This window comes from Pseudomonas sp. GW823-FHT02E01 (assembly GCF_058797535.1).
Genome location: NZ_JBXAJS010000009.1, coordinates 134413 through 159345, shown reverse-complemented (window position 1 = coordinate 159345; position 24933 = coordinate 134413). Strand labels below are relative to the sequence as shown.

Sequence of the window (24933 nt, the reverse complement as noted above, 5' to 3'; positions counted from 1 at the left end):
GCAATGGCCAGGAATCAGAAAGCGTGGCTGAGCAACAGCCCGGCCTCGCCGTCCGGGCTGGCGTCGGAAAAACCCTTGACGGCATACAACTGAAACTTCCATTCCTGATTGAGCTTGTGCGTGAGGAAGAGCGTCAGTTCCTTGATTTCGTCACCCGTGGAAACGACCTTCTGCCGCCAGTCGTAGGACACGCCCGCCGTGGTACGCACGAACACGGGCATGGCAAAGCCCAGGCCGGCGAATATCGGGTTGTCGAAGTCGGAGCCCGACGGGTCGCCGAACTTTTTCCAGCCCAGGGTCGCAAACCCGGTCACAGGACCGAAGGCTTTGGCAACATCGACCTGGCCGGAATAGTCGGTTTTGCCGGTGCCCAGGCACTCGTCTTCGTCGGCGGTGGGCAACTTGACCTTGCCGATCAGGTCCACGAACAGCCCGCCAACGCTGCCGTCCAGCACGGCATAGTCAGCACCGGCAACGGTGTCGCCCAGACCGCTTTCCACCTTGCCGCAGCCGCCGGGCAGCGGCTCGCCGTCAGGGCCGACCGAAGGATTGGTGATGCGTAGCCAGGGCACGGTGAGCTTGTAGGTCATGGGGCCGGTTTCATATCTGCCCACCAGCGGGACGTACCATGTTTCGGAAGTCGTACCGGTGCCATAGTCGCCTCGTGAGTAGTCGGTTCCGATCGAGGTCGTAAAGGTATCGGCCAAGGTCGGCAAGGCCAGGCTGGCAAGCCAACCGACGAGCAGGATGCTCTTGGGATCCATGTTCACCTCGTGTCTGACGTCATCGAAGTTCACACGCATGTTTTGTTGCGTGACTTACCCAGCCTAGTTACTTATGACGAAAGTGCATCATGACTGCACTGCTTAACCCGACTTGCCAGAGCGATCGACTTTTTCAACCGGCTCGACTTTTTCGACCTTCTCAACTTTTTCTGGCCGATCAACTTTGTCTATCTTCTCAACCTTTTCTGGCCGATCAACTTTCTCGACTTTCTCCGGACGTTCGACTTTCTCCACCTTCTCTACCTTCTCTACCTTCTCTACCTTCTCTACCCTCTCCACTTTCTCGATTTTGCCGGATTGCTCGACCCTCTCGACTCGCTCTGACTTGCCGGACTTGTCCACGTCCACGTCCACGTCCATGTCCATGTCCACGCGTTCAATCTTGTCGCCACCGCCATGGCTGTCACTCCCCCCGTGGCGAGTATCGTCGACAACGCGGCCTTCGCTCTCGGAGCGGCCGCTCCTGTCACCGCCCGAGCTCCCTGAACTCCCCGAGCTGTCAGAGTTGCCGGAGTTGTCGGAGCCGCTTGAGTCGATCGAGTTGCCCGAGCCACTTGAGTCGTCGGTGTCTTGCTCGCTGGCGCCGTGTCGTCCGTGCCGGTTGCTCGCTGGCGAATCGGAGCGATCGCGGGGCAATTCAATACGCGTTGCCTGCACCTCCCGCGCGCCGGTGAACACGCCGTTGATCCGCACCCGTCGATCCAGCGCCAGCTCCGAAGCCTGCACACCGACAAACACGGTGTCGTGCGCCAGCGTCACATTAATGCCGCCCACCACCAAATGGCGGTCCTGCCGGATCTGTACCAGGCCCTCGATCACCGCATTGTGTGCCCGGCCAATGAAAGGCAGGCTCGGATCGGGGCGGCTTTGGTTCACGTCCAGCTCGCGGCCGGACCAATGGCCGCGCACCAGCATTTCCTGCGCCGGGCCTGGGTGATTGCTGAGCTTGAGCCCCTGGAGATAGCCACTGCGATCCACCGGGCCGATGGCACTGGCCTCCTTGAGGCCGGGCGCCCGGTCGATGCGGCTGGCCACCACTTCGCCACGAGCATCGCGCAGCCCGCTGACCCGCACGGGATCCCCCGGACGCAGGCCGGCAGCGACCTGGGCACCGTTGGCCAGGCGTACCGGTTGCCCCATGACGCGCATCGGCATGGAGTCGCGCGGCAGGGCTGTCAAAGGGCCTTCGTAGGCGTGCAGGATAGAAATGCGCCCGGCCTCCAGACCGCGCCGGGAGTTGAACGCCTCCACGGCAACCACTTGGCCTACCGCCAGGCGGGCACTGGAGCTGGCGATGCCGTTCTCGCTGACAGGAACGTTTTTGTTGAAGTGCACTTCCACACCATTGACGCAGATCGAGGCGAACCCGGTGATGGTGCCGACAATGCCGGTGCCACCGATTCCTCCGTTATCGTTGCTGATGCCCGTGCCACCCACTCCGCCTGCAACGGCACCGGTGCCGCCAATGCCGCCAGGGCTCTTTTTCAGTGGTGCGCCGGTACCACCAATCCCGCCGTTGTCGGTGTCGATGCCGGTACCGCCCATGCCGCCAGGTGCTGCGCCCGTGCCGCCGGTGCCACCAGGTGCCTCGATGACCGGCACTTCGCTGGTGCCCGCATCATTCTGGCTGACACAGGCTGGGGCGGCTTGCAACACACTTGCAAGCCCGAGGCCCAGAACGAGGGCGACTGCACGAATCAGGCGCAATTTGACGGTCATGGTTCAGGGGCTGTTGGCGAATTGGGATCGGAAGCTTCAGTGTAGAAGTACAAGCCGACTGTGATGCGCTGGCGCGGTTCAAGGCTGGGCAGGTCCCGGGACTCCAGTTCGGCGGCGAATCGGTTGAAGCTCAACAGGGCCTGCATTCCCTCGCTGGCCACGGCCTCGCGTAACGCCTCGACGCTCATCGGGGCCAGTGCGTCATAGTGGACGCTGCGTTCAAAAAAGGACGGGGCTTCGCTGCTCAGGTTGTGAACCGCAGCGCAGGCATGATCGTGCAGATTGTGCCCCAGATAAGCCGCTTTCTCATCGAAGCCCTTTTGCGGCACGAAGGCCTGGGCTTCAAGGTGCACGCGCTCTTGTTCGTCAAGGCGCACGACCCCCAGGCGCAGCCACTCGTCCAACACCACCCGCGCCCTGATATCGGTACTGACCTTCGCCACCAAGGCGTCAAAGGAGCGGTCGCCGCCGACACTGGCCAATCGAGGCAACGGCAGTGGCTGGCCGGCGTCGTTGCAGAAGGGCGCGCTGGCCCAGGCGTTGACCAATTGCGCACCGAACGTGATGTTTTCCGGAAGCGTGGAAGCAGCCGGATCAGCGGTATTGCGCAAGCGCCGTACATCCTTGCGGTGCACACCGGTGAGCAGACTGATGCGGCTGTCGGTCGGTGCCTTCTCGCCCAGGCGGAACTCACGGTCCGCCACTTCGACGAAAACCTCCTTGAGCAGGTCGGCAAACACCAGGTAGGTGACGCCTTTGCGCAGCATCAGGCGCACCAGCGGCTGCATGACATGCCGCAAGGCTTTGAGGAGCGAGGTGGGCAGCGTTGACGATTGCATTCAGCGAATTCCTGGGTAGATAACCCCAGTATAGCCGCGTGGGAAATAATCCCATGAATTTACCGAGAGCCGTGCCAACGCAATACCCGTTGCTATCCGGGAGCAGCTTGGGAGCAATTCGTCAGACTTACAGCTTCGCCTGAATTTCATGCGCGGGAACTTTTCCCGCGCAATGAAGCTGACCCGAATTTACAGGTATGAAATACGCCGTGCTGATCGCTACCCCGGTACCGAGGATTTTTGCGCACCGACACTGCCCGCCCTGCCGGCAACTGCCAGTGCCACGCAACAGGCCAGCAACGAGAATGCGGCGAATGCGCCCATCACATGCAGGTAAGGCAACACGTGATTCCAGGCTCGAGCCACGCCCAGGAAAGCGGCGAATAGCCAACCGCTCATGGAAAGCGCACCCAACAAGGCGAGCCGCGTGCGGCCTGCACTGCGCAGTGCGACGAATGGAGCCTTTTGCAGCAGCGGGAAGCCGACTCGATGCAAGAGTGCACCGTTGAGGCTCAGCAGCGCGACGACCGTCACCTTGGCCCAGAGTTTCTGATTGAGCAGATACGCGTCGCCTTCATTGAGGTAACCCTGAAGCACCAGCAACAGTCCACTTGCCCAAAGGGCCACCAGTGCAAGGCTGACGATCTTCTGAGTTTCTTCGAGGTATTCAAGCCTCGCCTGGTCCAGTACTTCCTTGCGCCAACTCCAAAGCTTGTGATCCGCCTGCAACACCCTCCCCAGGGCAATACACGTAGCGAGCAGATGACCGTACACGAGAAGCATTTTGAGCATTGCCTTGACCTTATTATTGTTTTGGCGCTGCGTTCCCTGCTTCGCTGAATTGAAACCGAATGATACAAATTTGCAATTGCACCTTCAAGACAAATCCTCGCTAACACGCACCTGCACAGACCACCATATGACCTTCGTCGTATATGGGCCGCGCACTTTGTTGTCGATTTCACAGCGTCTGGTTCGACTACCTTTCAGGGAGCGGTCTCAAGGAATTGCAGACTTCCCTGTCTAAACGCTTAAACCGGAATGAATCAGGAGAAGAGCATGCGCACACTGACCGTTGCCGCATTCGTGAGTCTGGACGGCGTCATGCAAGCGCCTGGCGGGCCTGAAGAGGATTGCAGTAGCGGATTCCGCTTCGGTGGCTGGATCGTGCCCTACGCCGACAAAACCACCGGCCAGGCCGTAATGGACCTGTTTTCACAGCCATTCGAGTTGCTGCTGGGGCGTCGCACCTACGACATCTTCGCCGCCTATTGGCCGAACATTCAGGCCGATTCAACCCATCACACCATCGCTGACCTGTTCAACGCCGTCCCCAAGCATGTGGCCACCCATCGCGCCGACTCGCTGGCCTGGCACAACAGTCATGCGCTGAAGGGCAACCTTGTTGACGCGATCAACGCGCTTAAACGCCAGGACGGTCCTCAGCTACTGACCCAAGGCAGCGGCGATCTGGTGCGCCAACTGCTTGCCGCCGGCCTGGTGGACGAGTTGCGGCTGATGATTCATCCCATCCTGCTGGGGCGCGGCAAGCGCCTGTTCGACGACAACGCACAAGCGTCAGCCTTCACCCTGGTGAATTCGATCAGTTCACCCAGGGGTGTGCTGATCGCCCGCTACATCCGCAGTGGCGAAGTGCGTACAGGTTCATTCGAAGGCGTCAGGTAGCGATAGCCAGCGTCGTGTCGCCCAGGTGAAATTAAGCTTGAGCTAAGGTTGCCCCTTTAGTCTTCGACTCTTTTGAGTCGTCGAGCATTTCGAAGATGGGTCGTGTCGATACAAACGCCAAGCCACCATTCAGCATCGTTCTGGTTAATTACAAAACCCCGGAGCTCACCAGGATCTGCCTGGAACTGTTGCAGGAGCATGTCCAAAAATCAGGCATTGCGGTCTGGGTGGTCGATAACGGTTCGGCGGACGCCAGCGTCGAGTATTTGCGCTCGCTCGACTGGATCAACCTGATCGAACGCGATGCCCCCACCAAAGAACCGGGGCACATCGCCCATGGCAAAGCGCTGGACATGGCGCTGGCCAGGGTCAATACCGACTACCTGTTCCTGATGCACACCGACACGTTCGTCTTCGATGCAAACGTCTTTGCGATGATGATGGACCACTGCACCAAGGATCAAAACGTCATCGCGGTCGGTTGCACGGAGCAACTCAACCGCGGACTGCCAAGGACCGTTTGGCGCTTCACTTCACGCCTGATCAAGCACCACTACCGACGCCTGAAGCAATCGCTCGGCCTGCGCTCGAAGGATCCGAAGCCCTACAAGGAAACCCACTTGAAAAGCTTTTGCACGCTATGGAATGGCAGGCTGATGAAGCAGCAGGGTTTGCATTTTCAGATCGATGACCGTGTGCCCGGTTATGAGCTGCAAGACCGCGTGATCAGGCTTGGCTACAAAGTCGTGTTCCTTTCGCCCGGCAAAATCTTCAAGTACCTGGACCACGTCCAGTCTGGCACCGTCGCTGCTGCGGGCGGATATGGCCAAGGTCATCGACGGACGAAAATGTACCAGGACATTCTCAAGCGCTTCAGTGCAACCCACTCCTCGATATCTTGAACAAACCCGCGCCCGCAAAAAAAGCCCACTGACCGTCGCCGGTTCAGTGGGCTTTTCGCATCAAGCTAATACTGGCTCACTGTTGCAGGATAAAAGTCGCCAGGCTTTTCAGGTCGTCCGGGCTCAACTGCGCGAAAGGCGGCATGGGCACATCCCCCCACTTCCCGCTGCCGCCGTGCTGGATGCTGGACATAAGCCTGTCCATTGCCTGCGGGTCCTTGGCATATTTGGCCGCCACATCGCGGTAGGCCGGGCCTACCACCTTGTGATCGGTCGCGTGGCAGGACAGACAGGCATTGTTCTGCAGCAAAGCCTTGGCGTCGACTTTTGCCCCAGCCCCAGCCCCAGCCACCACCGGGAGCTGGGCCACCGGGGCGTTCGAAGCCGCCAGAACATCGGCATCATTGACCTTCGCACTGCCGTAGGTCACAGCCAGGTAAGCGCCGATAACACTCACATCCCGGTCGCTGATCGGAGCGCCGTACACGTGCTGCATCTTGCCCGCTTCAGCGGTCCACTGCGCCAGGCTCATACCAGGCGGCTGGAAGTTGATGTAATCGGCCGAATGGCAGACGGAACACTTCTGCTGCGCCAAAGCGTAGCCAGGCATCGTGCTGGGCTTGAACACAGCCGTTTCAGGCGGCAGCGTAATGGACAGCGGCGCGGCGACAGCCAGGGTGGCCAGACAAACCTGAGCCGCGCAGAGCAAGGCGGTCATGCATTTCACAAGTTTCATGCGGCCCTCCTCAGGCGACGGTCACGTGGGTGGTTTCGACGACGTGGCGGCGGTAGCCAGCGGGATTCCAGTCGGCCTGCAGCGGTTGCGTCTCGCCGGCACTGTTGCTGGCCCGCACCATCAACGGTGTGGCGCCCTTGCCGGTAAAGGTGATCGGCAGCGTCCACTCACGGAAGGAGTAACGGCCAAGGTCCTGCCCGAGCGTGGATTCACGCCAGGTTTTTCCGCCGTCGATCGACACCTCCACCTTGTTGACCCCAACGCCACCGTCGAACGCGATGCCCTTGAGCACCACGCTTTTGTTCAGCGGCAATACATCGCCGTGTTTAACACTGGTGATGAAACTGCGGACCGGCAATCTGGAAATCGGCTGGGTTTTCGCCGCCGTGGTGCCTGGGGCAATACAGAAGCAATCGTTATCCGGAACCCGGTAACCCTTGGCCATGAAGAAACCGTCGTAGGTATGGTCGACGACTTCGATCTCACTCAGGTGCTTGACCCAGTAGGTGCCGAAGTAGCCTGGCACCACCAGACGAATCGGGTATCCGTTGAGAAATGGCAGGTCGGTGCCATTCATCGACCACGCGATCATGGGCTCGCCGTCCATGGCATGACTGATGTCCAGCGCCTTGATGAACTCCGGCGTGCTTGGCAACACCGGCTTATCGAGCCCACGGAAAGTCACTTGCCGGGCCTCGGCTTTCACACCGGCCTTTTCCAATACCGCCTTGAGTGGTACCCCTACCCAGCGCGCATTGCCCATGGAGCCATTGCCCAACTGAGCACCGAACACGCGAGGCATCGAGAAGCCACGACTGTTACCCGAACACTGATTGACGGCCACCACTTCCACCGGGGCGGCAAGGGCCTTGAGCTCGGCAAGGGAAAGCGACAGCGGCGTGTCAACCGAGCCCTTGATCGTCAGGCGGTAGCTGTCCGGATCGATGCTGGTCGGGAAATTGGCCAGGTGGTAACGCACGAAAAAGGCGTCATTGGGCGTGATCGGTCCTTCGTTGAAGACCGGGAACGGCGTCTCCAGATGCGGCGGCCGAGTGGTCACCAGGGTCAACGGGCGTTTTTGCGGGTATTGCACCAGCGGTCGTGGGCCTGCGGCAAAGGTCACGTCTTCGACGGATTCACTGGCCGCTGCGGATTCGTCGGATGCCCTGGCCAGGCTTGCCAACGGCGAGGTCGCCAAAGCCAAAGTGAAAGCATCGCGTAAAACCCGCCGGCGGCTCGGCTGGCTGCTGTCTACAAAACTGAACTTCATTCTGCGCTCTCTATGATTGTTTTATTGAGATGCAACTGACTGTGGGAGCGAGCTTGCTCGCGATGGTCGTTAACGAAAACGCGTGCTTACTGACTAAACGCAGCGCACTTGAGTCCATCGCGAGCCAGCTCGCTCCTACAAATTCCCGCCAGGGCGGAGAGGTATCAGGCTTACGGTTTCGCCTTACCGAGGTCGGAAAACAAACCAGTATCGTCAGGGCCAAACTGTCTGCTTCTCATTGAGCGTCAGTGACTTGACAATTGATGACAAGAACCCTCGTTACGGCCGGCGTAGACGCTCCGAGTTCAAAGCGTTGCCTGTGCCATCGCCCACAAAAAAACCCACTGACCGTCGCCGGTTCAGTGGGTTTTTTCACATCAGTCTAAAAACTGCCCTCGCCTGCTGCCGCCAAGGCAATGGTCTGTCCAAATTGCATAAACGCCAGCTTGTAGGAGCGAGCTTGCTCGCGATGGACGTCAACGATAACGCGTGCTGCCTGAGTGCCCGCGTTGTCCTGGCGTTTTTCGCGAGCAGGCTCGCTCCTACAGGGAATCAGGGGTATTTCGAGGGATCCGAGAGCAAAAAAGCCCACTGACCGTCGCCGGTTCAGTGGGCTTTTTTTGATTTAGCTTCTAGTTACAGAGCCATATCACTCGCAGCATTAGCCTTCGGCGCTTTCGCATCCGTATCGACAGTCACTGGCTTCACAGCCGGCGCAATCACCGCTGGTGGCGGAGTCAGTTCCAGCACCTTGGCGGTGTAGGCCCATTCTTCAGCAACCTTCTCGGGGCTGGCGTTCAGCTGGGTGCCGTAGCTCGGTACGATCTGGTGCAGTTTTGCCTGCCACTCAGGGGTCGCGACCTTGTCCTTGAACACTTTCTGCAGCACGGTCAGCATGATCGGTGCGGCGGTCGATGCGCCTGGGGAGGCGCCCAGCAGGCCGGCGATGCTGCCGTCTTGCGAAGCGACGATTTCGGTGCCCAGTTTCAGCACGCCACCGGCGGCTTCGTCACGCTTGATGATCTGCACGCGCTGGCCGGCCTGCCACAGGCGCCAGTCTTCAGCCTTGGCGTTCGGGAAGTATTCCTTCAGGGCGTTGAGGCGGTCTTCGTCAGACAGCATCAACTGGCCTGCCAGGTACTCGACCAGCGGGTATTCCTTGATGCCGACCTTGGTCATTGGCCACACGTTGTGGGTGGTCGTGGTGGTCAGCAGGTCCAGGTACGAACCTTCTTTCAGGAACTTGGTGCTGAAGGTCGCGAACGGGCCAAACAGGATCACGCGCTTGCCGTCCAGCACGCGGGTGTCCAGGTGCGGAACCGACATCGGTGGAGCGCCAACAGAGGCTTTGCCGTAGGCCTTGGCCAGGTGTTGCTCGGCGATGGTCGGGTTCTCGGTTACCAGGAACGAGCCGCCTACCGGGAAGCCTGCGTATTCCTTGGCTTCAGGAATGCCGGACTTCTGCAGCAGGTGCAGGGCACCGCCGCCGGCGCCGATGAACACGAACTTGGCGTCGGTTTTGGTCTTGCTGCCGTCTTTCAGGTTTTTGTAGCTGACACGCCAGCTGCCGTCTTCGTTCCGGGTGATGTCCTGTACTTCGCTGGACAGCTTCAAGTCGAACTTCGGCGTGGTTTGCAGGTGCGCAACGAACTGGCGGGTGATTTCGCCGAAGTTCACGTCGGTACCCAGCGGGCTCCAGGTGGCCGCGATCTTCTGGCTCGGGTCACGCCCTTCCATCATCAGCGGCACCCACTGCTTGATCACAGCCGGGTCTTCGGAGTACTGCATGCCAGCGAACAGCGGGCTCGCTTGCAGGGCTTCGTAGCGTTTTTTCAGGAACTTGATGTTGTCATCGCCCCACACGAAGCTCATGTGCGGTGTGGAGTTGATGAACGAACGCGGGTTCTTCAGCACGCCTTGCTGAACCTGCCAGGCCCAGAACTGACGGGAGATCTGGAACGCTTCGTTGATTTCAACGGCCTTCGGGATCGAAACCTTGCCGTTCTCGTCTTCAGGGGTGTAGTTCAGCTCGGCCAGGGCGGAGTGACCGGTACCGGCGTTGTTCCAGCCGTTGGAGCTTTCCTGGGCGACGCCGTCGAGGCGCTCGATCATTTCCATCGAAGTGCCGGGTTCCAGCTCATTGAGCCACACACCCAGGGTCGCGCTCATGATGCCGCCGCCGATCAGCAGTACGTCGACTTTCTTGGCTTCTTCGGCCTGGGCTGTCGTCATCCCCAACGACAAGGCCAGCCCCAGCAGGGCTGTGTTCACTTTCTTAAACATCTGTAGCACCTATGATAAAACGCCATCCGCCCTTCCATCCTCATGCGCACAACCCCGTGTTTCACGGCAGTCACGGGTGCGGCACTCAAGGATTGCAGGGTGGGCACACAAGGCCGACGAACCGCATCGACCCCACTTTAATGTCCCTTCTGAACTGACTTTTTATCTTTATTGGCTTCAGCTACTTGAGCGACAGTGATTCTGCTCGCCCGTCTCAAGGACAGGAAAACTGAATAGATCAAACCAAGTTGTCGCGAAGAATATCACGACAAGGCTTACCCGCGCGTCTGTTCCCGACCGGTTAGCCCGGGCCCGGGCGCCCGGCCTTCTATACTCATCCTGTTTTTCTCAACGAGTGTGTGAGCAACAGCCTCAGCGATAGGAGCAGTCATGAGCGACAAAGACGATCTGCGCAAGTACTCCTCTCAGGTAATCGACGGCGTAGAGGCCGCACCGGCACGCGCCATGCTGCGGGCCGTGGGTTTTACCGATGCAGACTTCACCAAGCCGCAGGTCGGCATCGCCTCGACCTGGGCCATGGTCACGCCCTGCAACATGCACATCGACAAGCTGGCGCTCGAAGCCGAAAAAGGCGCGAATGCCGCCGGTGCCAAGGGCGTGATATTCAACACAATCACCATTTCCGACGGCATCGCCAACGGCACCGAAGGCATGAAGTATTCGCTGGTGTCCCGCGAGGTGATCGCCGACTCCATTGAAGTAGTCACCGGTTGCGAAGGTTTCGACGGCCTGGTGACCATCGGCGGCTGCGACAAGAACATGCCGGGGTGCCTGATCGGCATGGCGCGGCTGAACCGACCGTCGATCTTTGTCTATGGCGGCACCATCCAGCCGGGGGCTGGCCACACCGACATCATTTCCGTGTTCGAGGCCGTGGGCCAACACGCGCGGGGCGACATCAGCGAGATTCAGGTCAAGCAGATCGAGGAAGTGGCGATTCCCGGCCCCGGTTCCTGTGGCGGCATGTACACCGCCAACACCATGGCCTCGGCCATTGAAGCCTTGGGCATGAGCCTGCCCGGTTCCAGCTCCCAGGACGCCATTGGCGCCGACAAGGCCTCGGACAGTTTCCGCGCCGGCCAGCAGGTCATGGAGCTGCTCAAGCTCGACCTCAAGCCTCGCGACATCATGACCCGCAAAGCTTTCGAGAACGCCATCCGCGTGGTGATCGCCCTCGCCGGCTCGACCAACGCCGTGCTGCATCTGCTGGCCATGGCCAATGCGGTGGATGTCGAACTGACCCTGGATGACTTCGTCGAGCTGGGCAAGGTTTCCCCGGTGGTCGCCGACCTGCGCCCCAGCGGTAAATACATGATGAGCGAGCTGGTGGCCATCGGCGGCATTCAACCGCTGATGAAGCGCATGCTCGATGCCGGCATGCTGCACGGCGATGTGCTGACCGTCACCGGCCAGACCCTGGCGGAAAACCTGGCCAGCGTGCCCGACTACCCGGCCGGCCAGGACGTGATCCGGCCTTTCGACCAGCCGATCAAAAAGGACTCCCACCTGGTCATTCTACGCGGCAACCTCTCGCCCACCGGCGCCGTGGCCAAGATCACCGGCAAGGAAGGCCTGCGCTTCGAAGGCACGGCCCGGGTCTATCACGGCGAAGAAGGTGCACTGGCCGGCATTCTCAATGGCGAAGTCCAGCCCGGCGAAGTGATCGTGATCCGCTACGAAGGGCCAAAGGGTGGCCCGGGCATGCGCGAAATGCTCTCGCCGACGTCGGCGGTCATGGGCAAGGGCCTGGGCAAGGAGGTGGCGCTGATCACCGACGGGCGTTTTTCCGGCGGTTCCCACGGTTTCGTGGTCGGTCACATCACGCCGGAAGCCTTTGAGGGCGGACCGATTGCACTGGTCGAGAATGGCGACAGGATCATCATCGATGCTGAAACCCGGCTGATCACGGTGGATGTCTCCGACGCCGTGCTGGCCGAGCGCAAGTCGCGCTGGGTGCGGCCGGAATCAAAATACAAGCGCGGGGTGCTGGCCAAGTATGCGAAGACGGTGTCCAGTGCTTCGGAGGGGGCTGTGACGGATAAGTATCTTTAGGTCGCTGGTCCTGCGTTTTCTGGGCTATTGCCATCGCGAACAAGCTCGCTCCCACAGTTGATCTCCATTTGCCGAAGATCCCCTGTGGGAGCGAGCTTGCTCGCGATGGCGTCCTGTCAGGCAACCTCCACCTCAAAACCTGAACCGATCAACCGACCGCGACAGCTGCCCCGCCGAAGCCTTCCACCAGATCACCTTACAGTCGTCACCGGTTGCTTTTGCGCCATGCTGCGCAAAGACACCAGCAACAGGCTGACAAACGCACCGGCAACCGCGATGGCCATGTCCTTTTGCGAATCCCAGGGATCGTTTTGCGCACCGACGAAGGCCTTCGCCGTGTCTTTGCCCAGGAAAGCCCCGCCGATCCATTCCACCAGTTCGTACAAGGCGGATGTCGACAGCATGATGTTCAGGGTCACGAAAAACAGCCAGAACCCGCGCAGCGGCGTCAGGCGCCACAGCACTTCGCGCACCGGATAAACCAGCAGCAGCCCATAGCTCAGATGTACCAGGCGGTCGTAGTGATTGCGGTGAGCACCTGTCGCCCGGTCGAAACTGAAGCCCAACCACGCCGAAGACCATTGTTCGTAAGGCACCAGGGAATAGGTGTAGTGGGCGCCCAGTTCATGCACGCACAGAAACGCAAACACCAGCGTGATGGATACCGCAGACAAGCGAAACCGCCGTGAAACCGCCACCAGCGTCCCCACCAGCAACAGCACCAGCAGGTTCTCCAGCGCCCAGTCCACCCGGCTGCGGGGAGCAAAACCCGACACCACGACAATCAACAGAAACACCATGAGCAACGTCAGGTCGTGCCGTAAACGCGGGTCAGGCTGCATGGCGCAATACCTCGAAGTCAGGGCATCGCCCTTTTAACTTCGAGGTACGGTCACCAGGCAAGTTCGCTTTTTTCCTCCATCGCATGCTACGTTGTACGATGACTGACGAATACTAGAGCAGTCGTCGCGCTATCCCTACAACAACAAGGAAACACCCATGAAAAAAGCAACAGTGCTGATTGGTTTTCTGTGCCTGTTCAGCGGCTACATCGCCGCCACCCCGGCCGCCGCGGACAAAGACGTGGCCCAGGCTGTCGACCACCTGACCCAGGCCATGCTGCACAAAGACATCCCGGAGCTGAACGCCTTGACCGCCGAGAACCTGACCTACGGGCATTCCAGCGGCAAGATCCAGGACAAGCAGGCCTTCATCGCCGACATCGAAACCGGCAAAAGCGCCTTCAAGACCCTTGAGATGCAAAACCAGACCATTACCGTCTCGGGCGATGTCGCGCTGGTCCGTCACCACTTCTCGGCCCAAGCGCTCAAAGGCACCGAAGTGGTGCCCACCGAAATCGAAAACTTCCAGATCTGGCAAAAGCAGAACGGCAAATGGCTGCTGGTAGGACGGCAGGCGTACAAGTTCTGATGCACAGCTAAAACCACCCCTTAACCTGTGGGAGCGAGCTTGCTCGCGATAGCGTCATGCCAGTCGACATTGATGTTGAATGGACTACCGAATCGCGAGCAAGCTCGCTCCCACAGGTTTTTCGGGTGAATCAGTTGCCCCTCCATTCCCGCGGGCTGAGCCCGGTCTTGCGACGAAACGCCCGGGCCAGCGCCGAGGGGCTTTCGTAACCGACTTCCTCGGCAATCAACGCAATCGGCCGGCCCTCGCGCAAGCGCTTCTGCGCCAGGCTGATGCGCCAGCTCACCAGGTAATCCACCGGCGTCTGCCCGACCACCCGGCGAAAATGTTCGGCGAAACTGGCCCGCGACATGTTGGCGGCGACCGACAGTTCGGCCACGCTCCAGGCCTTGGCCGGGGTTTCATGCATCAGGCTCAGGGGCCGCGCCAGGCGCGCATCGGCGAGGCCAGCCATCATGCCCGGTTGCTGGCCAGTGGTGCTCAAGATGTGCCGCAGCAACAGAATCACCAGCAGTTCAAACAGGCGATCCATCACCGCTTTGCGCCCGCATGTGCCGTCAAACGCCTCGTTGAATAGCCATTCCAGAGTCCCGGCCAGGGTCGGGATTTCATCGAGCTTGAGCACCAGGTAATCAGGCAGTGCCGCCGCCAGGGCATTGCCCGCGCCGCCGTCGAAATCCAGGGTCGCGCAGACCAGTTGCGTGCCGGACGCTTCTGAAGCGAACAGGCGATGCCGATAGGGTCGGGGGAAAAATATCAGGGTCGGTTCGGTCAGTTGCAGATCCGGCTGATCCCCCAACCTGAGCAGCAACTCACCCGCCTGAAGCAGGTGCAAATGACCGCTGACCTGTTGGCCGTCGAAGGCGGTGGTACCGCAAAACGTGCCGCTATGGAACGTGCCGGCATTGACGCCAAAGTGTGTGAGCAACGTAGACAAGCGATCCATGACAAGGCTCCCGAAGGCAGTTCTGGACGATCTGTCGCATATCATCGACGATTTGCACCCAACAAGCCAGGCGTTCTCCCTAACATCAGCTCCGTACCCAGCGCATTCCGCGCTTCACACCACGGAGTATCACCATGACCCGCATTACCCCGATCAGTCTGGAACACGCCACCGACGCCACCCGCCCGCTGCTGGAAGGCGTGCAGAAAAAAATCGGCTTTTTGCCCAACGTCTTCAAGGTATTGGCCCACGCCCCGGCGGTGCTGGCCTCGTTCCTGCAAAACTCGGCCGCACTGGGCAAGACGTCCCTGAGCGCCACGGAAAAAGAAGCGGTGTCCCTGGCTACTTCGCAGGTCAACGGCTGCGACTACTGCCTGGCCGCTCACACGCTGTTCGCCAGCAAGGCCGGGCTGTCGAAGCAGGACATCCTCAGCGCACGACACGGTGAACTAAACGCCATAGCCACCCTCGCCCGCCAGATCACCGAAAGCCGTGGCCACCTGACAGTCGAACAGATCGCCGCTGCGCGTGCCGCCGGTATCGACGACGGCAAGATCATCGAAGTGATCGCCCATGTAGCTTCGCAGACATTGACCAACTACCTGAACAACACAGTGCTGACCGACATCGACTTCCCGGCCATCGATGCCTGAGCCCATCTAGCGTAAATCCAGTCTGAAAAAACCTGTGGGAGCGAGCTTGTTCGCGATGAGGGTGTGCCAGTCGACATCATAGGTGTCTGACATACCGCTATCGCGAGCAAGCTCGCTCCCACAGGTTCAGCGTCACTTCAGATTGATCGCGATCATAAGACGATCAGGTATTGGTTTTCAGCTTGGTCCACAACCTCGTGCTCAACCGTGCGATGGCCGCGGGCAAGTCCTCGACGGTGAACAGCTTGTCCATCACGTTTTTCGGCGGGTAGATCGCCAGGTCCTGCTTCACCGCCGGGTCAACGAAGGCATCCGCCGCACTGTTGGGGTTGGCGTAATGGATGCTGTTGCTGATGTTGGCAATCACCTTCGGCTCCAGCAGGTAGTTCATGTAGGCGTAGCCGTTGCGCTCATGGGGCGCGTTCTTGGGCATGACCACCATGTCCAGCCACAAGGTGGAACCCTCGTCCGGGATCGAGTAGGCAATATCGATCCCGTTTTTCGCCTCCCTGGCACTGGCGGCGGCCTGCACGATGTCGCCGTTGAAACCGATCACCGCGCAGACGTTACCGTTGGCCAGGTCGCTGATGTACTTGGACGCATGGAAATACTGGACGTAAGGCCGGATCTTCAGCAGCGCCTGCTCGGCTTTCTTGTAGTCGGCAGGCTCATGGCTGTGGGGCGGCAGGCCCAGATAGTTAAGCGTGATCGGCAGGATCTGCGTCGGGTTGTCGATGATCGCCACCCCACATTCGCTGAGCTTCTTGATGTTGTTCTCGTCGAAAAACAGGCTCCAGGACCGGGTGACGTCGGTATTGCCGAAGATCGCCTTGATCTTCTCGACGTTGTAACCGATGCCCGCCGTGCCCCACATGTAGGGGTAGCCGTACTGGTTGCCCGGATCGTTGACCTCAAGTTTTTTCATCAGCGCCGGATCGAGGTTTTTCCAGTTGGGCAACTGGCTCCGGTCGAGTTTCTGGATGGCGCCGGCCTTGATCAGGCGCGACAGGAAGTGGTTCGACGGGCTGACCACGTCATACCCGGTGTTGCCGGTCATCAGCTTCGATTCCAGCACTTCGTTGCTGTCGTGGATGTCGTAGGTCGCCTTGATCCCGGTTTCCTTGTTGAAGTTGACCAGGGTGTCGTCGGCGATGTAGCCGTTCCAGTTGGAAATATTGACGGTTTCGTCGGCATGAGTGACGGCGGAAAAGGTCGAGATCAGGGCCACAAGGGAAAGCGTATTGACGCGCATGTTGAATCACCTTCGATGGGAAGTGCTTTTGTTCTTGTTGTGAAACGGGTGTTTTCAGATTTCGCTTCTGGCCCGGACCGTCTCCACGCGCATACGCAGCATGGCACCGATGTCGAGCAAGGGCTTGGGCGGCAGCCAGCCGGGTTGTGCCCGTTGAATGACCGATTGCAGCAACGGCGAATCACGACCCGAGGCCAACTCCGCCAGCAAGCGGCCCCACAGCGTGCCCCGTGCCACGCCGGAACCATTGCACCCGGCCACGGCGAAAACGCCCTCCTCGACTTTGCCGAAATACGGCTGCCCGGAACGCGAAGCGCTGAGATGACCGGTCCAGGTATATTCGATGTCCTGCTCGCCGAGCATCGGGAAACGTCGTTGCAACCCCAGCACATGGTGCTGGCGGCGGATCGACAATTCGCTCAATGAAAGATCCCGCGAGCGGTATTCCGCGGTGTTGCGGATCATCACCCGGCGATCCGGGGTCAGGCGCACCGTGGCGCCCAACGGGCGGGTCGACAGCACGCCCCAGGACGCTGGCGCACCAAGGGCTTGAAACTCTTGATCGCTGAGCGGCCGCGTAAGGCTGGCGCTGAGCTCCATTGCGAAGGTGCCGCTGTCATCGATGCCCGCGCGAGGGATAAAGGCGTTCAGGCAGACCAAAACCTGTCTGGCTTCGACACTGCCGTTTTGGCCCCGGGCGCGAATCCGGCCGTCACCCAGGCGCTCAAGACCTGCGATATCGGTGTTCTCGTAGACCGTCACTGTCGGCGGCAGGGCATCGAGCAAGCCCCGAACGTACTTCGCCGGTTGCAGCAGTGCATTGCCGTTGCCGCACCAGATCGCGGCGCGGTAGTGCCGGCTGCCGAGTTTTTCGATCAATGGCTCGCCTTGCAGAAATTGCGCGCTGGCGCCAACGGCACGCAGGGTCTGCAGCTTGGCCTCGACGTGAGTCAGCTTGCGTGGGTCGCTGACGGCGAAGAAATAGCCCGACTCCCTGAAGTCGCATTCGATGCCATGGCGGGTGATCTGCTTGCGGACTTCGTCGGCGGCTGCGCGGCCGATTGCCGTATCCGCTTGATACCCGGCGAACCCGTCGCTACCCAGTAGCTCCCCGGCAGCGGGATGCTCATGAGCCACCACAAAACCGGAGTTGCGCGCCGAAGCGCCTTGCGCGGCACGCTGGCGGTCAACAACCACGATACGGGCCTGGGGGTGCATTTGCGCCAGAGCGTGCGCCGCACTGAGGCCGGTGATGCCAGCACCGATCACCAGCCAATCGGCTTGCTGCGCGCCTTTGAGCGGCTCGCGCAAGGGGGAACTCCCCGCTTGCGCAATCCAGCCACAGATATTTTCCATGTGTCACCTCAGGTTCTTGTTCTGCGAACCGTCTCGCTCCAACAGCACTGCATGCAGAATTTGCATAAGCTGTTTTCGAGGACGGTGGCGATGACTAGAATCTAAAGGCTCAAAACGCAGGCAACCAACGTTATTAAATCATCGAGGCATTCTGAAAACGCATGGACAAGATTCGCCACGTGCCCTCGCTGCAGGGCTTGCAGGCTTTGGTCGAGGTTGCCGGGTCAGGCAGCTTCACCCAAGCGGCGCAAAAGCTCTGCCTGACCCAGAGCGCGGTGAGCCGACAGATTCAGCAACTGGAGAGCCACTTTGGCCTGCCGCTGTTTGTCAGGAGCAGCCGCAGCCTTCAACTGACCGCCGAGGGCGAACAGGTACTGGCCAGCGCCCGCAGCATCCTTGAACAGTTGCGCACCCTCGAAGACCGGCTCGCGCCGCAAAAACGCCCGTTCCGCATTCGCATGCACGTGTCACTGGCGGTGCGCTGGCTGCTGCCCAAACTGAGCGATTTCTACCGGCATCACCCGGACGTATCCCTGGCAATCGAAACCGTGGCCACCGAAGTGGTCGAGCCGGCCAGCGACAGTGACGCCTACATTCTCTATCTGCCTGAGCCGTCCACAGCGCCCGATTGCCTGACCCTGTTCGAAGAGGCATTGGTGCCCGTGTGTGCGCCAGGGCTCGGCACCAACGACCGGCCATTGGCTTCGCAAGAAGATCTGTCGGGTTTCGCGTTGCTGCACCGCTCCTCCGATCAACATGACTGGAAGGTCTGGCTGTCAGCCCATGGTGGCATGTCGCTGCATGACTACCGGCACATCCCTTTCAACCTCGACGAACTGGCGCTCGATGCCGCCGCCCGGGGCCTGGGCGTGGCGATGACCGACATGACCCTGGCGGGTGAGTCGATTCAACGGGGCGAACTGGTGATTCCGTTCGGGGAGCCGTTGAAGACACGGGGGATCTACTCGCTGTGCCTGCAACCCTCGGCGGCATCGCACCCAGCCTGCGCACCGGTCATGCAATGGTTTGCCGCGCAAACCACAACACCGCCAGTCAACTAAGCACCAGAATCTGTGGGAGCGAGCTTGCTCGCGATGAGGGCGTGCCAGTCGGTATCACAGGTGTCTGACACACCGCTATCGCGAGCAAGCTCGCTCCCACAGGAGTTGCGCATCGCAGGATTCAATCATCCTCATGCAACTTGATGCCGCGTTTATGCAGCACATAGGGCACCATCAGCACCAGCAGCGTCAGGGCGAGGAAGAATGCCGAGATCGGTTGCGTGACGAACACCGTCCAGTCGCCCTGGCTGATGGACAAGGCGTTACGCAGTTGTTTCTCGGCCATCGGCCCCAGCAGCATGCCGACGATCACGGGGGCGACGGGGAAGTCGAAACGCCGCATCAACACCCCGCCCCAGCCAATCGCCAACATCAGTATCAGGTCGAAGGATGAGTGCCGCATGCCATACACGCCAATGGTGGCGAACACCAGGATGCCGGCATTCAGGTATGGCCGGGGGATTTGCAGCAGTTTGACCCACAGCCCCACCAGCGGCAGGTTCAACACCAGCAGGATAACGTTGCCGATATACAGCGACGCCACCAATGTCCAGACCAGGTCGGCGGAGGTTTCGAACAGCATCGGCCCCGGTTGCAGGTTGTAGTTCTGGAACGCCGCCAGCAGGATCGCCGCGGTAGCGGACGTCGGGATGCCCAAGGTCAGCAACGGCACCAAAGACCCGGTCGCGCTGGCGTTGTTGGCCGCTTCCGGGCCGGCGACGCCTTCGATGGCGCCCTCGCCCTTGTTGGCGGAAAACTCCTTGGGGTACTTGCTGAGCTTGCGCTCGGCGGAATAGGACAAAAAGGTTGGAATCTCGGCACCACCGGCCGGAATCGAACCAAACGGGAAACCGATCAGCGTGCCCCGAAGCCACGCGGGCACCGAGCGTTTCCAGTCCGCGCGGGTCATCCACAACGAGGTCAGGCGATGCCGTCCTTCGTTTGATTCCCCTTGATAGAGCAGGCTGTACAAGGCCTCGCCCACCGCGAACAAGCCGACCGCCACCAGCACCACTTCGATGCCGTCCACCAGTTCGGGCACGCCGAGGGTGTAGCGGGCAATGCCCGAGGTCGAGTCCAGCCCGATCAAACCGATGGTCAACCCGACGCCGAGCGAAGCGAACCCGCGCAGCATCGAAGCGCCGAGCACTGCCGACACGGTGGTGAACGACAGCACCAGGATCGCGAAATATTCGGTCGGCCCAAAATTCAGGGCCAGCCTGGCCACGATGGGTGCGAACAGGGTCAGCAAAACGGTGGCGATGGTGCCGGCGACGAACGAGCCTATCGCCGCCGTTGCCAGCGCAGGTCCCGCCCGGCCGTTGCGCGCCATCAGGTTGCCTTCCAGGGCCGTGACCATGGAGGACGATTCACCGGGTGTGTTGAGCAGGATCGAGGTGGTCGAGCCACCGAACTGTGCGCCGTAATAGATACCGGCGAACATGATCAAGGCGCCGGTGGGGTCGACCTTGGCGGTGATCGGCAACAGCAGGGCCACCGTCAGCGCCGGACCGATCCCCGGCAATACGCCGATGGCGGTGCCGAGCAGGCAGCCGATGAACCCCCACATCAGATTGATCGGCGTCAGTGCCGAGGAAAACCCCATCGCCAGGCTTGAAAGAATGTCCACGGTGTCGAGCTCCTTTCAAAGCCAAATGTTGATCAGCGACGGCAGGGAAACCCCCAGCCCGGCGTTGAACAGCCAATAGATCGGCAAGGTCAGGGCAATGCCGATGGCCAGGTCCCGCACGGGATGACGGCTGCCAAAACCCCGCGCCGAACAGGCGAACAGCAACCCGGCGGCCAGCACGAAACCGATCAAGTTGATCAGCAGGGCCCCCCCCACCAACCCTCCAGTAACCCAGGCGGCTCCGGATTTACCGCCAGGGATCGCACCATTGCCGCTGTCCAGCTCGCGAAAGCCGCCGGTGAGCGCCTGATAACTCAGCAACAGGCCCACCACGCCGAGAAAGCCGGCGACGATCCAGGGATAGACGTAAGCCGGCAGAATCACGAAGCCCATCTCGGCTGGAAAGCGGTTGGCCCCCACGGCCAGCAAGGCGCTAAGAGTGATCAGTCCAAGGCCGATCGCCAATTGCGTCGGTACGATTGCGCGTGACCCGGCCATCTCAAAGCAGCCCGACCTTGACCAGCATCGCCCGCAGACGCACGTGCTCTTCGTCGACGAACTTGCCGAAGTCATCACCGGTCAACACGCTCTCGGTCCAGGCATTGGTTTTAATGTTGTCTTGCCAGACTTTGCTTTTGCTGGCGGTCACGACCGCGTCGGTCACTTCTTTACGCTGCTCGGCTGTGAGGTTCGCAGCACCGTAGACACCGCGCCAATTGCCGATGATCACATCGTAGCCGCTTTCCTTGAGGGTCGGCGCATCGATCCCCGGGACACGCTCGGGCGCACCGATGGCCAGCACCCGGATCTGGCCGTTCTTGATGTATTGACCCAGTTCGGCGTAGCCCCCGGTGAGCACCTTGATCTGGCCGCCCAGGGTCTGGGCCACGATTTCACCCCCGCCGCCGGTGGCGATGTAATTGACCTTGTTGACCGGGACATCCAGTTTGCCAGCCAGCTCGGCGATACCGATGTGGTCGATCGACCCCTTGGAACCACCGCCAAAGGTGACGCCGGTGGGCTTTTCCTTGAAGTCCTTGATCAGGTCATCGAGGGTCTTGTATGGCGAATCCTTGCGCACGGCAATCACGTTGTACTCGGTGAACAGCCGGGCAATGGGCGTCACATCCTTCAGGCTGATCTGCGGTTTGTTCTGTTCGATCCCCGCGACCATGATCGCGCCGACCACCAGCAATGCGGTCGGGTCACCCTTGGTGCTGTTGGCAAATTGCGCCAGCCCCAGGGTCCCGCCCGCCCCGCCCTTGTTCTCGAAGGTCGCGGACTTGGCCGTATTGGCCTCGACCATGGCCTTGCCCAGCACCCGGGCGGTCTGGTCGTAACCACCGCCCACCGAACCCGGGGCCATGAATTTCACGGTATCCAACGCGAAGGCTGGTGCGACAAGCACGGCAGCGGTCAAACCGGCGGCCATGCAGCGACTGAAACGACGGATCAAGGCGGACATGGGATCTCCTGATTGCATTGTTTTTATCGGTGCCGCTTGCCCATCGAGGTGTGCGATGGACCGGGGCCTGCAAACAAGCTTAGGCCATGGATTCATGGGTTGACTTGTTTTGCTGAAACCACCCGCCAAAGGCGCCGCCCCCCTTGTAGGAGCCCCCTGTGGGAGCGAGCTTGCTCGCGATGACGGAGTGTCAGTCGACATTTTCGGTGTCTGACACACCGCCATCGCGAGCAAGCTCGCTCCCACAGGTTCTCGGGTTCCATTGCGACAAAACAATGCTCCAGGGTACGTGTCATGGCCTAACCTCATTGGCTAAGTGACCAACAACCCGTCGAGCTCGCCGATGCGCAATGTCTTGAAGTCAATGATTTACGTCGCCTTCGCGGTTCTGGTGGCAAGCCCGGGATGGCTGTTGGCGGGGGATATGGCCGACGCTCCTGCTCTTGCCCCCGCCCCCGCCCCCGCCCCCGCAGCCCCGATCATCAGCATCTCCGACAGCGAATTGCTGGGGGTGCAAAACCAGCTCAACAGCCTCAAGCAGCAGGTTTCCCAGGCCAGCAATTACACCCAGCTGGAAAGCTCACAGGACCAGGTGCAATTACTGATTCAGGAGATTGAACGCCTGTCCACATCGCTGCTGCCTGGCCAGGCGCAATTGCAGGCGCAACTGAACGTGCTGGGGCCCGTGCCGCTTGACGAGAACGCACAGGTGACATCTGCAATTACCACCCAACGAGACGCCCTCGGCGAGCAAAAAAACAAGATCGACAGCCAACTCAAAACCCTGGCCGCGCTTAAAATAAGTGCCGCCGAGCTGATCACCCAGATTGCCAGCATTCGGCGCAGCTTGCTGGAAGCGGAAGTGACTCAGCAGACCAGCAGTATCCTGAGCCCGAGATTCTGGTCGCCATTGTTCGCTCTTCCGATCGAGGACCGTCAACGTTTCAGCGCCCTCATCGAGCAACTCGAGGCCACGCACCGGGCCGCCTGGCAACCCGGACAACGCGGGATCACGGCCATCCTGTTGATCCTGGCCCTGCTCATATGGACCGTGGGTCGAGACCTCGCCGGCCGGGTTCTGGCGTGGCTGTGCTTTCATCGAATGCCTGCAGGCCGGCTCCGGCGCAGCTCCCTTGCGCTGGCGTCGGTGATGGCGACGGTGCTGACCGCTGGCATCGCCCTGCAACTGCTGCATTTTGCCGGGACCCGGCAACTGCCCTACCCCCCCCTGCTGGCCGACCTGGCGCAATATCTGGAAAAGCTGGCCTATACCTGCGTACTGATCACCGGATTGAGCCGCGCACTGTTGTCCACCAAACATCCTTCCTGGCGCCTGCCCGATATTGCCGATCCGGTGGCGCTGGCGATGGAGCCCTATCCGAGGTTGCTGGCCAGCCTGCTGCTGGTGCTGGTAACCCTGGTGCAGATGAGCAATGTCACCGGCATGAGCGCCGAAGTGGTGTTGTTCGGTCGGGGCATCGTGGCATTGGTCGCGGCACTGGTGATCGGTGCGCTGCTGTTGCGCGTCAGCAAGACGCGCAGAGACCTGATCGTTGCCGGAGAAGCCCCCGAAGGCGTCACCACCTTCGCCGGTCTGATTTACACCTTCACGGGCGCTGCCGTGGTGGTGTCCCTGTTCGCCCTGTTGATCGGCTACGTGACGATGGCCCGGTTCATCACCTATGAAATGGTCTGGATATTCATCATCTGCGCCGGTTTCTACCTGCTCACACAGGTCTATCAGGACACCTGCGACTACGTTTTTTCGCCCCGGCAACCCACCGGCAAGACCATCAAACAGCTGCTGGGCATCGGCAATCCGCGCCTGGAACAGATCTGCACCGTGTTATCCGGAGCCGGCCGCGCCATCCTGATACTGATTGGCCTCATTGCGCTGTTTGTCGGCGGGATCGGTACGACACTCGGGCAACTGTTCACCGGCACTGTGGCCGTACTCGGCGGTGAAGGGCTGCGCAAGCTGAACATCGTCCCGGACAATTTGATGCATGCCCTCCTGACACTGATGATCGGTGTCTACCTGATTCGTACCCTGCGCCGCTGGCTGGATCGCGAATTCCTGCCCAAAACCGAGATGGACCCGGGCATGTGCGCCTCGCTGAGTACCCTGTTCGCCAACATCGGCTACGTGTCCGTCGTTCTGCTCACGCTGGCGTCGCTGGGGATCAAGTGGACCAACCTGGCCTGGATTGTCAGTGCCTTGTCGGTGGGTATCGGCTTTGGCCTGCAGGAGATCGTGAAGAACTTCATCTCCGGCCTGATCCTGCTGACCGAGCGCCCGGTGAAAGTCGGCGACCTGATCAGCATCAGCGGCGTCGAAGGCGACATCCGCCGGATCAACGTACGGGCCACGGAAATACAACTGGCCGACCGCTCGATCATGATCGTGCCCAACTCCCACCTGATTTCGCAGAACCTGCGCAACGTCACCCTCGGCGGCAGCGCCCAGGGCGTGGTGATACTCGAGCTGATGTTCCCGTTGGATATCGATCCGGAGCTGGTGCAAAACCTGCTGATGGACACTTACACCGAGCATGAATCCATTCTGGATAAACCAACGCCGTTTTTGCGCTTCAGCCAGCTGAAACCCGAAGGAATCACATTGACCATCACCGGCTATGTCGGCAGCCCACGCACTGTCGGCGCGATCAAGAGCCAGCTGCTGTTTGAGATTCTCAAGCGGTTGGGGGCCGCCGGGATTGAACTGGCGAAACCGCCTGCAGCGTGATGTGGGGGCGAGCCTGCTCGCGATGGTCGCCAACGATAACGCGAACTAACTGACAGACCGCATTATCTTGACGTTTTTCGCGAGCAAGCTCGCTCCTACA

Annotated in this window: 21 protein-coding genes; 7 read left to right on the top strand and 14 right to left on the bottom strand. The window is 60.5% G+C overall.

Going from position 1 to position 24933, the window contains the following annotated elements:
• Positions 1 to 14: 14 nt before the first annotated feature.
• From AC1RDQ_RS21795 to AC1RDQ_RS21780, 4 genes are all read right to left on the bottom strand, one after another.
• Positions 15 to 764, bottom strand: coding sequence for a hypothetical protein (locus tag AC1RDQ_RS21795; RefSeq protein WP_492588092.1), 750 nt, complete (start codon positions 762 to 764; stop codon positions 15 to 17).
• Between the two features lie 102 nt (positions 765 to 866).
• Positions 867 to 2504: a DUF5666 domain-containing protein gene (locus AC1RDQ_RS21790; RefSeq protein ID WP_492588091.1), complete on the bottom strand. Its 1638-nt coding sequence runs from the start codon at positions 2502 to 2504 to the stop codon at positions 867 to 869.
• On the bottom strand, positions 2501 to 3343 hold the full coding sequence (locus AC1RDQ_RS21785) for a DUF6502 family protein (RefSeq protein ID WP_492588090.1): 843 nt from the start codon (positions 3341 to 3343) through the stop codon (positions 2501 to 2503). Before AC1RDQ_RS21785 ends, AC1RDQ_RS21790 begins: the two co-directional genes overlap by 4 nt.
• A gap of 219 nt (positions 3344 to 3562) precedes the next feature.
• Positions 3563 to 4135, bottom strand: coding sequence for a hypothetical protein (locus AC1RDQ_RS21780; protein ID WP_492588089.1), 573 nt, complete (start codon positions 4133 to 4135; stop codon positions 3563 to 3565).
• A gap of 267 nt (positions 4136 to 4402) precedes the next feature.
• Here AC1RDQ_RS21780 and AC1RDQ_RS21775 point away from each other — a divergent pair, with 267 nt between their 5' ends.
• Positions 4403 to 5029: a dihydrofolate reductase family protein gene (locus AC1RDQ_RS21775; RefSeq protein ID WP_492588088.1), complete on the top strand. Its 627-nt coding sequence runs from the start codon at positions 4403 to 4405 to the stop codon at positions 5027 to 5029.
• Positions 5030 to 5124: 95 nt separating this feature from the next.
• The gene (locus AC1RDQ_RS21770; RefSeq protein ID WP_090454833.1) at positions 5125 to 5931 is read left to right on the top strand and encodes a glycosyltransferase family 2 protein; all 807 of its coding nucleotides are present in this window, start codon (positions 5125 to 5127) and stop codon (positions 5929 to 5931) included.
• Positions 5932 to 6007: 76 nt separating this feature from the next.
• Here the strand turns inward: AC1RDQ_RS21770 and sorB are convergent, their stop codons facing one another.
• The 3 genes from sorB to mqo form a co-directional block, all read right to left on the bottom strand.
• Positions 6008 to 6667 (bottom strand): SorB family sulfite dehydrogenase c-type cytochrome subunit, encoded by a 660-nt coding sequence (gene sorB, locus AC1RDQ_RS21765; protein WP_492588087.1) that lies wholly within the window; start codon positions 6665 to 6667, stop codon positions 6008 to 6010.
• Between the two features lie 10 nt (positions 6668 to 6677).
• Positions 6678 to 7937 carry a SorA family sulfite dehydrogenase catalytic subunit gene (sorA, locus tag AC1RDQ_RS21760; protein ID WP_057715379.1) on the bottom strand — a complete coding sequence of 420 codons (1260 nt, stop codon included), beginning with the start codon at positions 7935 to 7937 and terminating at the stop codon, positions 6678 to 6680.
• Between the two features lie 636 nt (positions 7938 to 8573).
• Complete coding sequence (mqo, locus tag AC1RDQ_RS21755; protein ID WP_492588086.1) at positions 8574 to 10220, bottom strand: malate dehydrogenase (quinone); 1647 nt, start codon at positions 10218 to 10220, stop codon at positions 8574 to 8576.
• Between the two features lie 390 nt (positions 10221 to 10610).
• On the opposite strand from mqo, the gene ilvD reads away from it, so the two are divergent.
• Complete coding sequence (gene ilvD, locus AC1RDQ_RS21750; RefSeq protein WP_090454829.1) at positions 10611 to 12293, top strand: dihydroxy-acid dehydratase; 1683 nt, start codon at positions 10611 to 10613, stop codon at positions 12291 to 12293.
• Between the two features lie 191 nt (positions 12294 to 12484).
• Here ilvD and AC1RDQ_RS21745 read toward each other — a convergent pair whose 3' ends face one another.
• Positions 12485 to 13135, bottom strand: a complete 651-nt coding sequence (locus tag AC1RDQ_RS21745) for a DUF2238 domain-containing protein (RefSeq protein WP_492588085.1) — start codon at positions 13133 to 13135, stop codon at positions 12485 to 12487.
• A gap of 157 nt (positions 13136 to 13292) precedes the next feature.
• On the opposite strand from AC1RDQ_RS21745, the gene AC1RDQ_RS21740 reads away from it, so the two are divergent.
• Positions 13293 to 13724: a nuclear transport factor 2 family protein gene (locus AC1RDQ_RS21740; protein ID WP_492588084.1), complete on the top strand. Its 432-nt coding sequence runs from the start codon at positions 13293 to 13295 to the stop codon at positions 13722 to 13724.
• Between the two features lie 130 nt (positions 13725 to 13854).
• On the opposite strand, the gene AC1RDQ_RS21735 is transcribed toward AC1RDQ_RS21740, so the two are convergent.
• Positions 13855 to 14670, bottom strand: a complete 816-nt coding sequence (locus AC1RDQ_RS21735) for an AraC family transcriptional regulator (RefSeq protein ID WP_492588083.1) — start codon at positions 14668 to 14670, stop codon at positions 13855 to 13857.
• A gap of 134 nt (positions 14671 to 14804) precedes the next feature.
• Between AC1RDQ_RS21735 and AC1RDQ_RS21730 the strand changes: the two genes are divergently transcribed.
• Positions 14805 to 15323, top strand: a complete 519-nt coding sequence (locus AC1RDQ_RS21730) for a carboxymuconolactone decarboxylase family protein (protein WP_492588082.1) — start codon at positions 14805 to 14807, stop codon at positions 15321 to 15323.
• Between the two features lie 163 nt (positions 15324 to 15486).
• Here the strand turns inward: AC1RDQ_RS21730 and AC1RDQ_RS21725 are convergent, their stop codons facing one another.
• Both AC1RDQ_RS21725 and AC1RDQ_RS21720 read right to left on the bottom strand, forming a co-directional pair.
• Entirely contained in the window at positions 15487 to 16575 is a 1089-nt protein-coding gene (locus AC1RDQ_RS21725; protein ID WP_492588081.1) for a polyamine ABC transporter substrate-binding protein, read from the bottom strand.
• Between the two features lie 54 nt (positions 16576 to 16629).
• Positions 16630 to 17931, bottom strand: a complete 1302-nt coding sequence (locus tag AC1RDQ_RS21720; RefSeq protein WP_492588080.1) for an NAD(P)/FAD-dependent oxidoreductase — start codon at positions 17929 to 17931, stop codon at positions 16630 to 16632.
• A gap of 161 nt (positions 17932 to 18092) precedes the next feature.
• Here AC1RDQ_RS21720 and AC1RDQ_RS21715 point away from each other — a divergent pair, with 161 nt between their 5' ends.
• Entirely contained in the window at positions 18093 to 18992 is a 900-nt protein-coding gene (locus tag AC1RDQ_RS21715) for a LysR substrate-binding domain-containing protein (protein ID WP_090454822.1), read from the top strand.
• 121 nt (positions 18993 to 19113) lie between these two features.
• Here AC1RDQ_RS21715 and AC1RDQ_RS21710 read toward each other — a convergent pair whose 3' ends face one another.
• From AC1RDQ_RS21710 to AC1RDQ_RS21700, 3 genes are read right to left on the bottom strand one after another with little or no spacing between them, the layout of a single operon-like run.
• On the bottom strand, positions 19114 to 20622 hold the full coding sequence (locus AC1RDQ_RS21710) for a tripartite tricarboxylate transporter permease (protein WP_492588079.1): 1509 nt from the start codon (positions 20620 to 20622) through the stop codon (positions 19114 to 19116).
• Positions 20623 to 20637: 15 nt separating this feature from the next.
• Entirely contained in the window at positions 20638 to 21120 is a 483-nt protein-coding gene (locus tag AC1RDQ_RS21705; protein WP_492588078.1) for a tripartite tricarboxylate transporter TctB family protein, read from the bottom strand.
• Position 21121: 1 nt separating this feature from the next.
• The gene (locus AC1RDQ_RS21700) at positions 21122 to 22087 is read right to left on the bottom strand and encodes a Bug family tripartite tricarboxylate transporter substrate binding protein (RefSeq protein ID WP_492588077.1); all 966 of its coding nucleotides are present in this window, start codon (positions 22085 to 22087) and stop codon (positions 21122 to 21124) included.
• Positions 22088 to 22430: 343 nt separating this feature from the next.
• Between AC1RDQ_RS21700 and AC1RDQ_RS21695 the strand changes: the two genes are divergently transcribed.
• Complete coding sequence (locus AC1RDQ_RS21695; RefSeq protein ID WP_492588076.1) at positions 22431 to 24833, top strand: DUF3772 domain-containing protein; 2403 nt, start codon at positions 22431 to 22433, stop codon at positions 24831 to 24833.
• Positions 24834 to 24933: the final 100 nt, after the last annotated feature.

Bases quoted from the DNA above. Each gene is read 5' to 3' on its own strand.
- AC1RDQ_RS21725 (WP_492588081.1), bottom strand. From the start codon at position 16,575: ATGCGCGTCAATACGCTTTCCCTTGTGGCCCTGATCTCGACCTTTTCC.
- mqo (WP_492588086.1), bottom strand. From the start codon at position 10,220: ATGTTTAAGAAAGTGAACACAGCCCTGCTGGGGCTGGCCTTGTCGTTG.
- AC1RDQ_RS21745 (WP_492588085.1), bottom strand. From the start codon at position 13,135: ATGCAGCCTGACCCGCGTTTACGGCACGACCTGACGTTGCTCATGGTG.
- sorB (WP_492588087.1), bottom strand. From the start codon at position 6,667: ATGAAACTTGTGAAATGCATGACCGCCTTGCTCTGCGCGGCTCAGGTT.
- AC1RDQ_RS21720 (WP_492588080.1), bottom strand. From the start codon at position 17,931: ATGGAAAATATCTGTGGCTGGATTGCGCAAGCGGGGAGTTCCCCCTTG.
- AC1RDQ_RS21695 (WP_492588076.1), top strand. From the start codon at position 22,431: ATGCGCAATGTCTTGAAGTCAATGATTTACGTCGCCTTCGCGGTTCTG.
- AC1RDQ_RS21715 (WP_090454822.1), top strand. From the start codon at position 18,093: ATGGACAAGATTCGCCACGTGCCCTCGCTGCAGGGCTTGCAGGCTTTG.
- AC1RDQ_RS21790 (WP_492588091.1), bottom strand. From the start codon at position 2,504: ATGACCGTCAAATTGCGCCTGATTCGTGCAGTCGCCCTCGTTCTGGGC.
- AC1RDQ_RS21795 (WP_492588092.1), bottom strand. From the start codon at position 764: ATGGATCCCAAGAGCATCCTGCTCGTCGGTTGGCTTGCCAGCCTGGCC.
- AC1RDQ_RS21780 (WP_492588089.1), bottom strand. From the start codon at position 4,135: ATGCTCAAAATGCTTCTCGTGTACGGTCATCTGCTCGCTACGTGTATT.
- AC1RDQ_RS21775 (WP_492588088.1), top strand. From the start codon at position 4,403: ATGCGCACACTGACCGTTGCCGCATTCGTGAGTCTGGACGGCGTCATG.
- AC1RDQ_RS21735 (WP_492588083.1), bottom strand. From the start codon at position 14,670: ATGGATCGCTTGTCTACGTTGCTCACACACTTTGGCGTCAATGCCGGC.
- AC1RDQ_RS21730 (WP_492588082.1), top strand. From the start codon at position 14,805: ATGACCCGCATTACCCCGATCAGTCTGGAACACGCCACCGACGCCACC.
- AC1RDQ_RS21785 (WP_492588090.1), bottom strand. From the start codon at position 3,343: ATGCAATCGTCAACGCTGCCCACCTCGCTCCTCAAAGCCTTGCGGCAT.
- ilvD (WP_090454829.1), top strand. From the start codon at position 10,611: ATGAGCGACAAAGACGATCTGCGCAAGTACTCCTCTCAGGTAATCGAC.
- AC1RDQ_RS21700 (WP_492588077.1), bottom strand. From the start codon at position 22,087: ATGTCCGCCTTGATCCGTCGTTTCAGTCGCTGCATGGCCGCCGGTTTG.
- AC1RDQ_RS21770 (WP_090454833.1), top strand. From the start codon at position 5,125: ATGGGTCGTGTCGATACAAACGCCAAGCCACCATTCAGCATCGTTCTG.
- AC1RDQ_RS21705 (WP_492588078.1), bottom strand. From the start codon at position 21,120: ATGGCCGGGTCACGCGCAATCGTACCGACGCAATTGGCGATCGGCCTT.
- AC1RDQ_RS21740 (WP_492588084.1), top strand. From the start codon at position 13,293: ATGAAAAAAGCAACAGTGCTGATTGGTTTTCTGTGCCTGTTCAGCGGC.
- sorA (WP_057715379.1), bottom strand. From the start codon at position 7,937: ATGAAGTTCAGTTTTGTAGACAGCAGCCAGCCGAGCCGCCGGCGGGTT.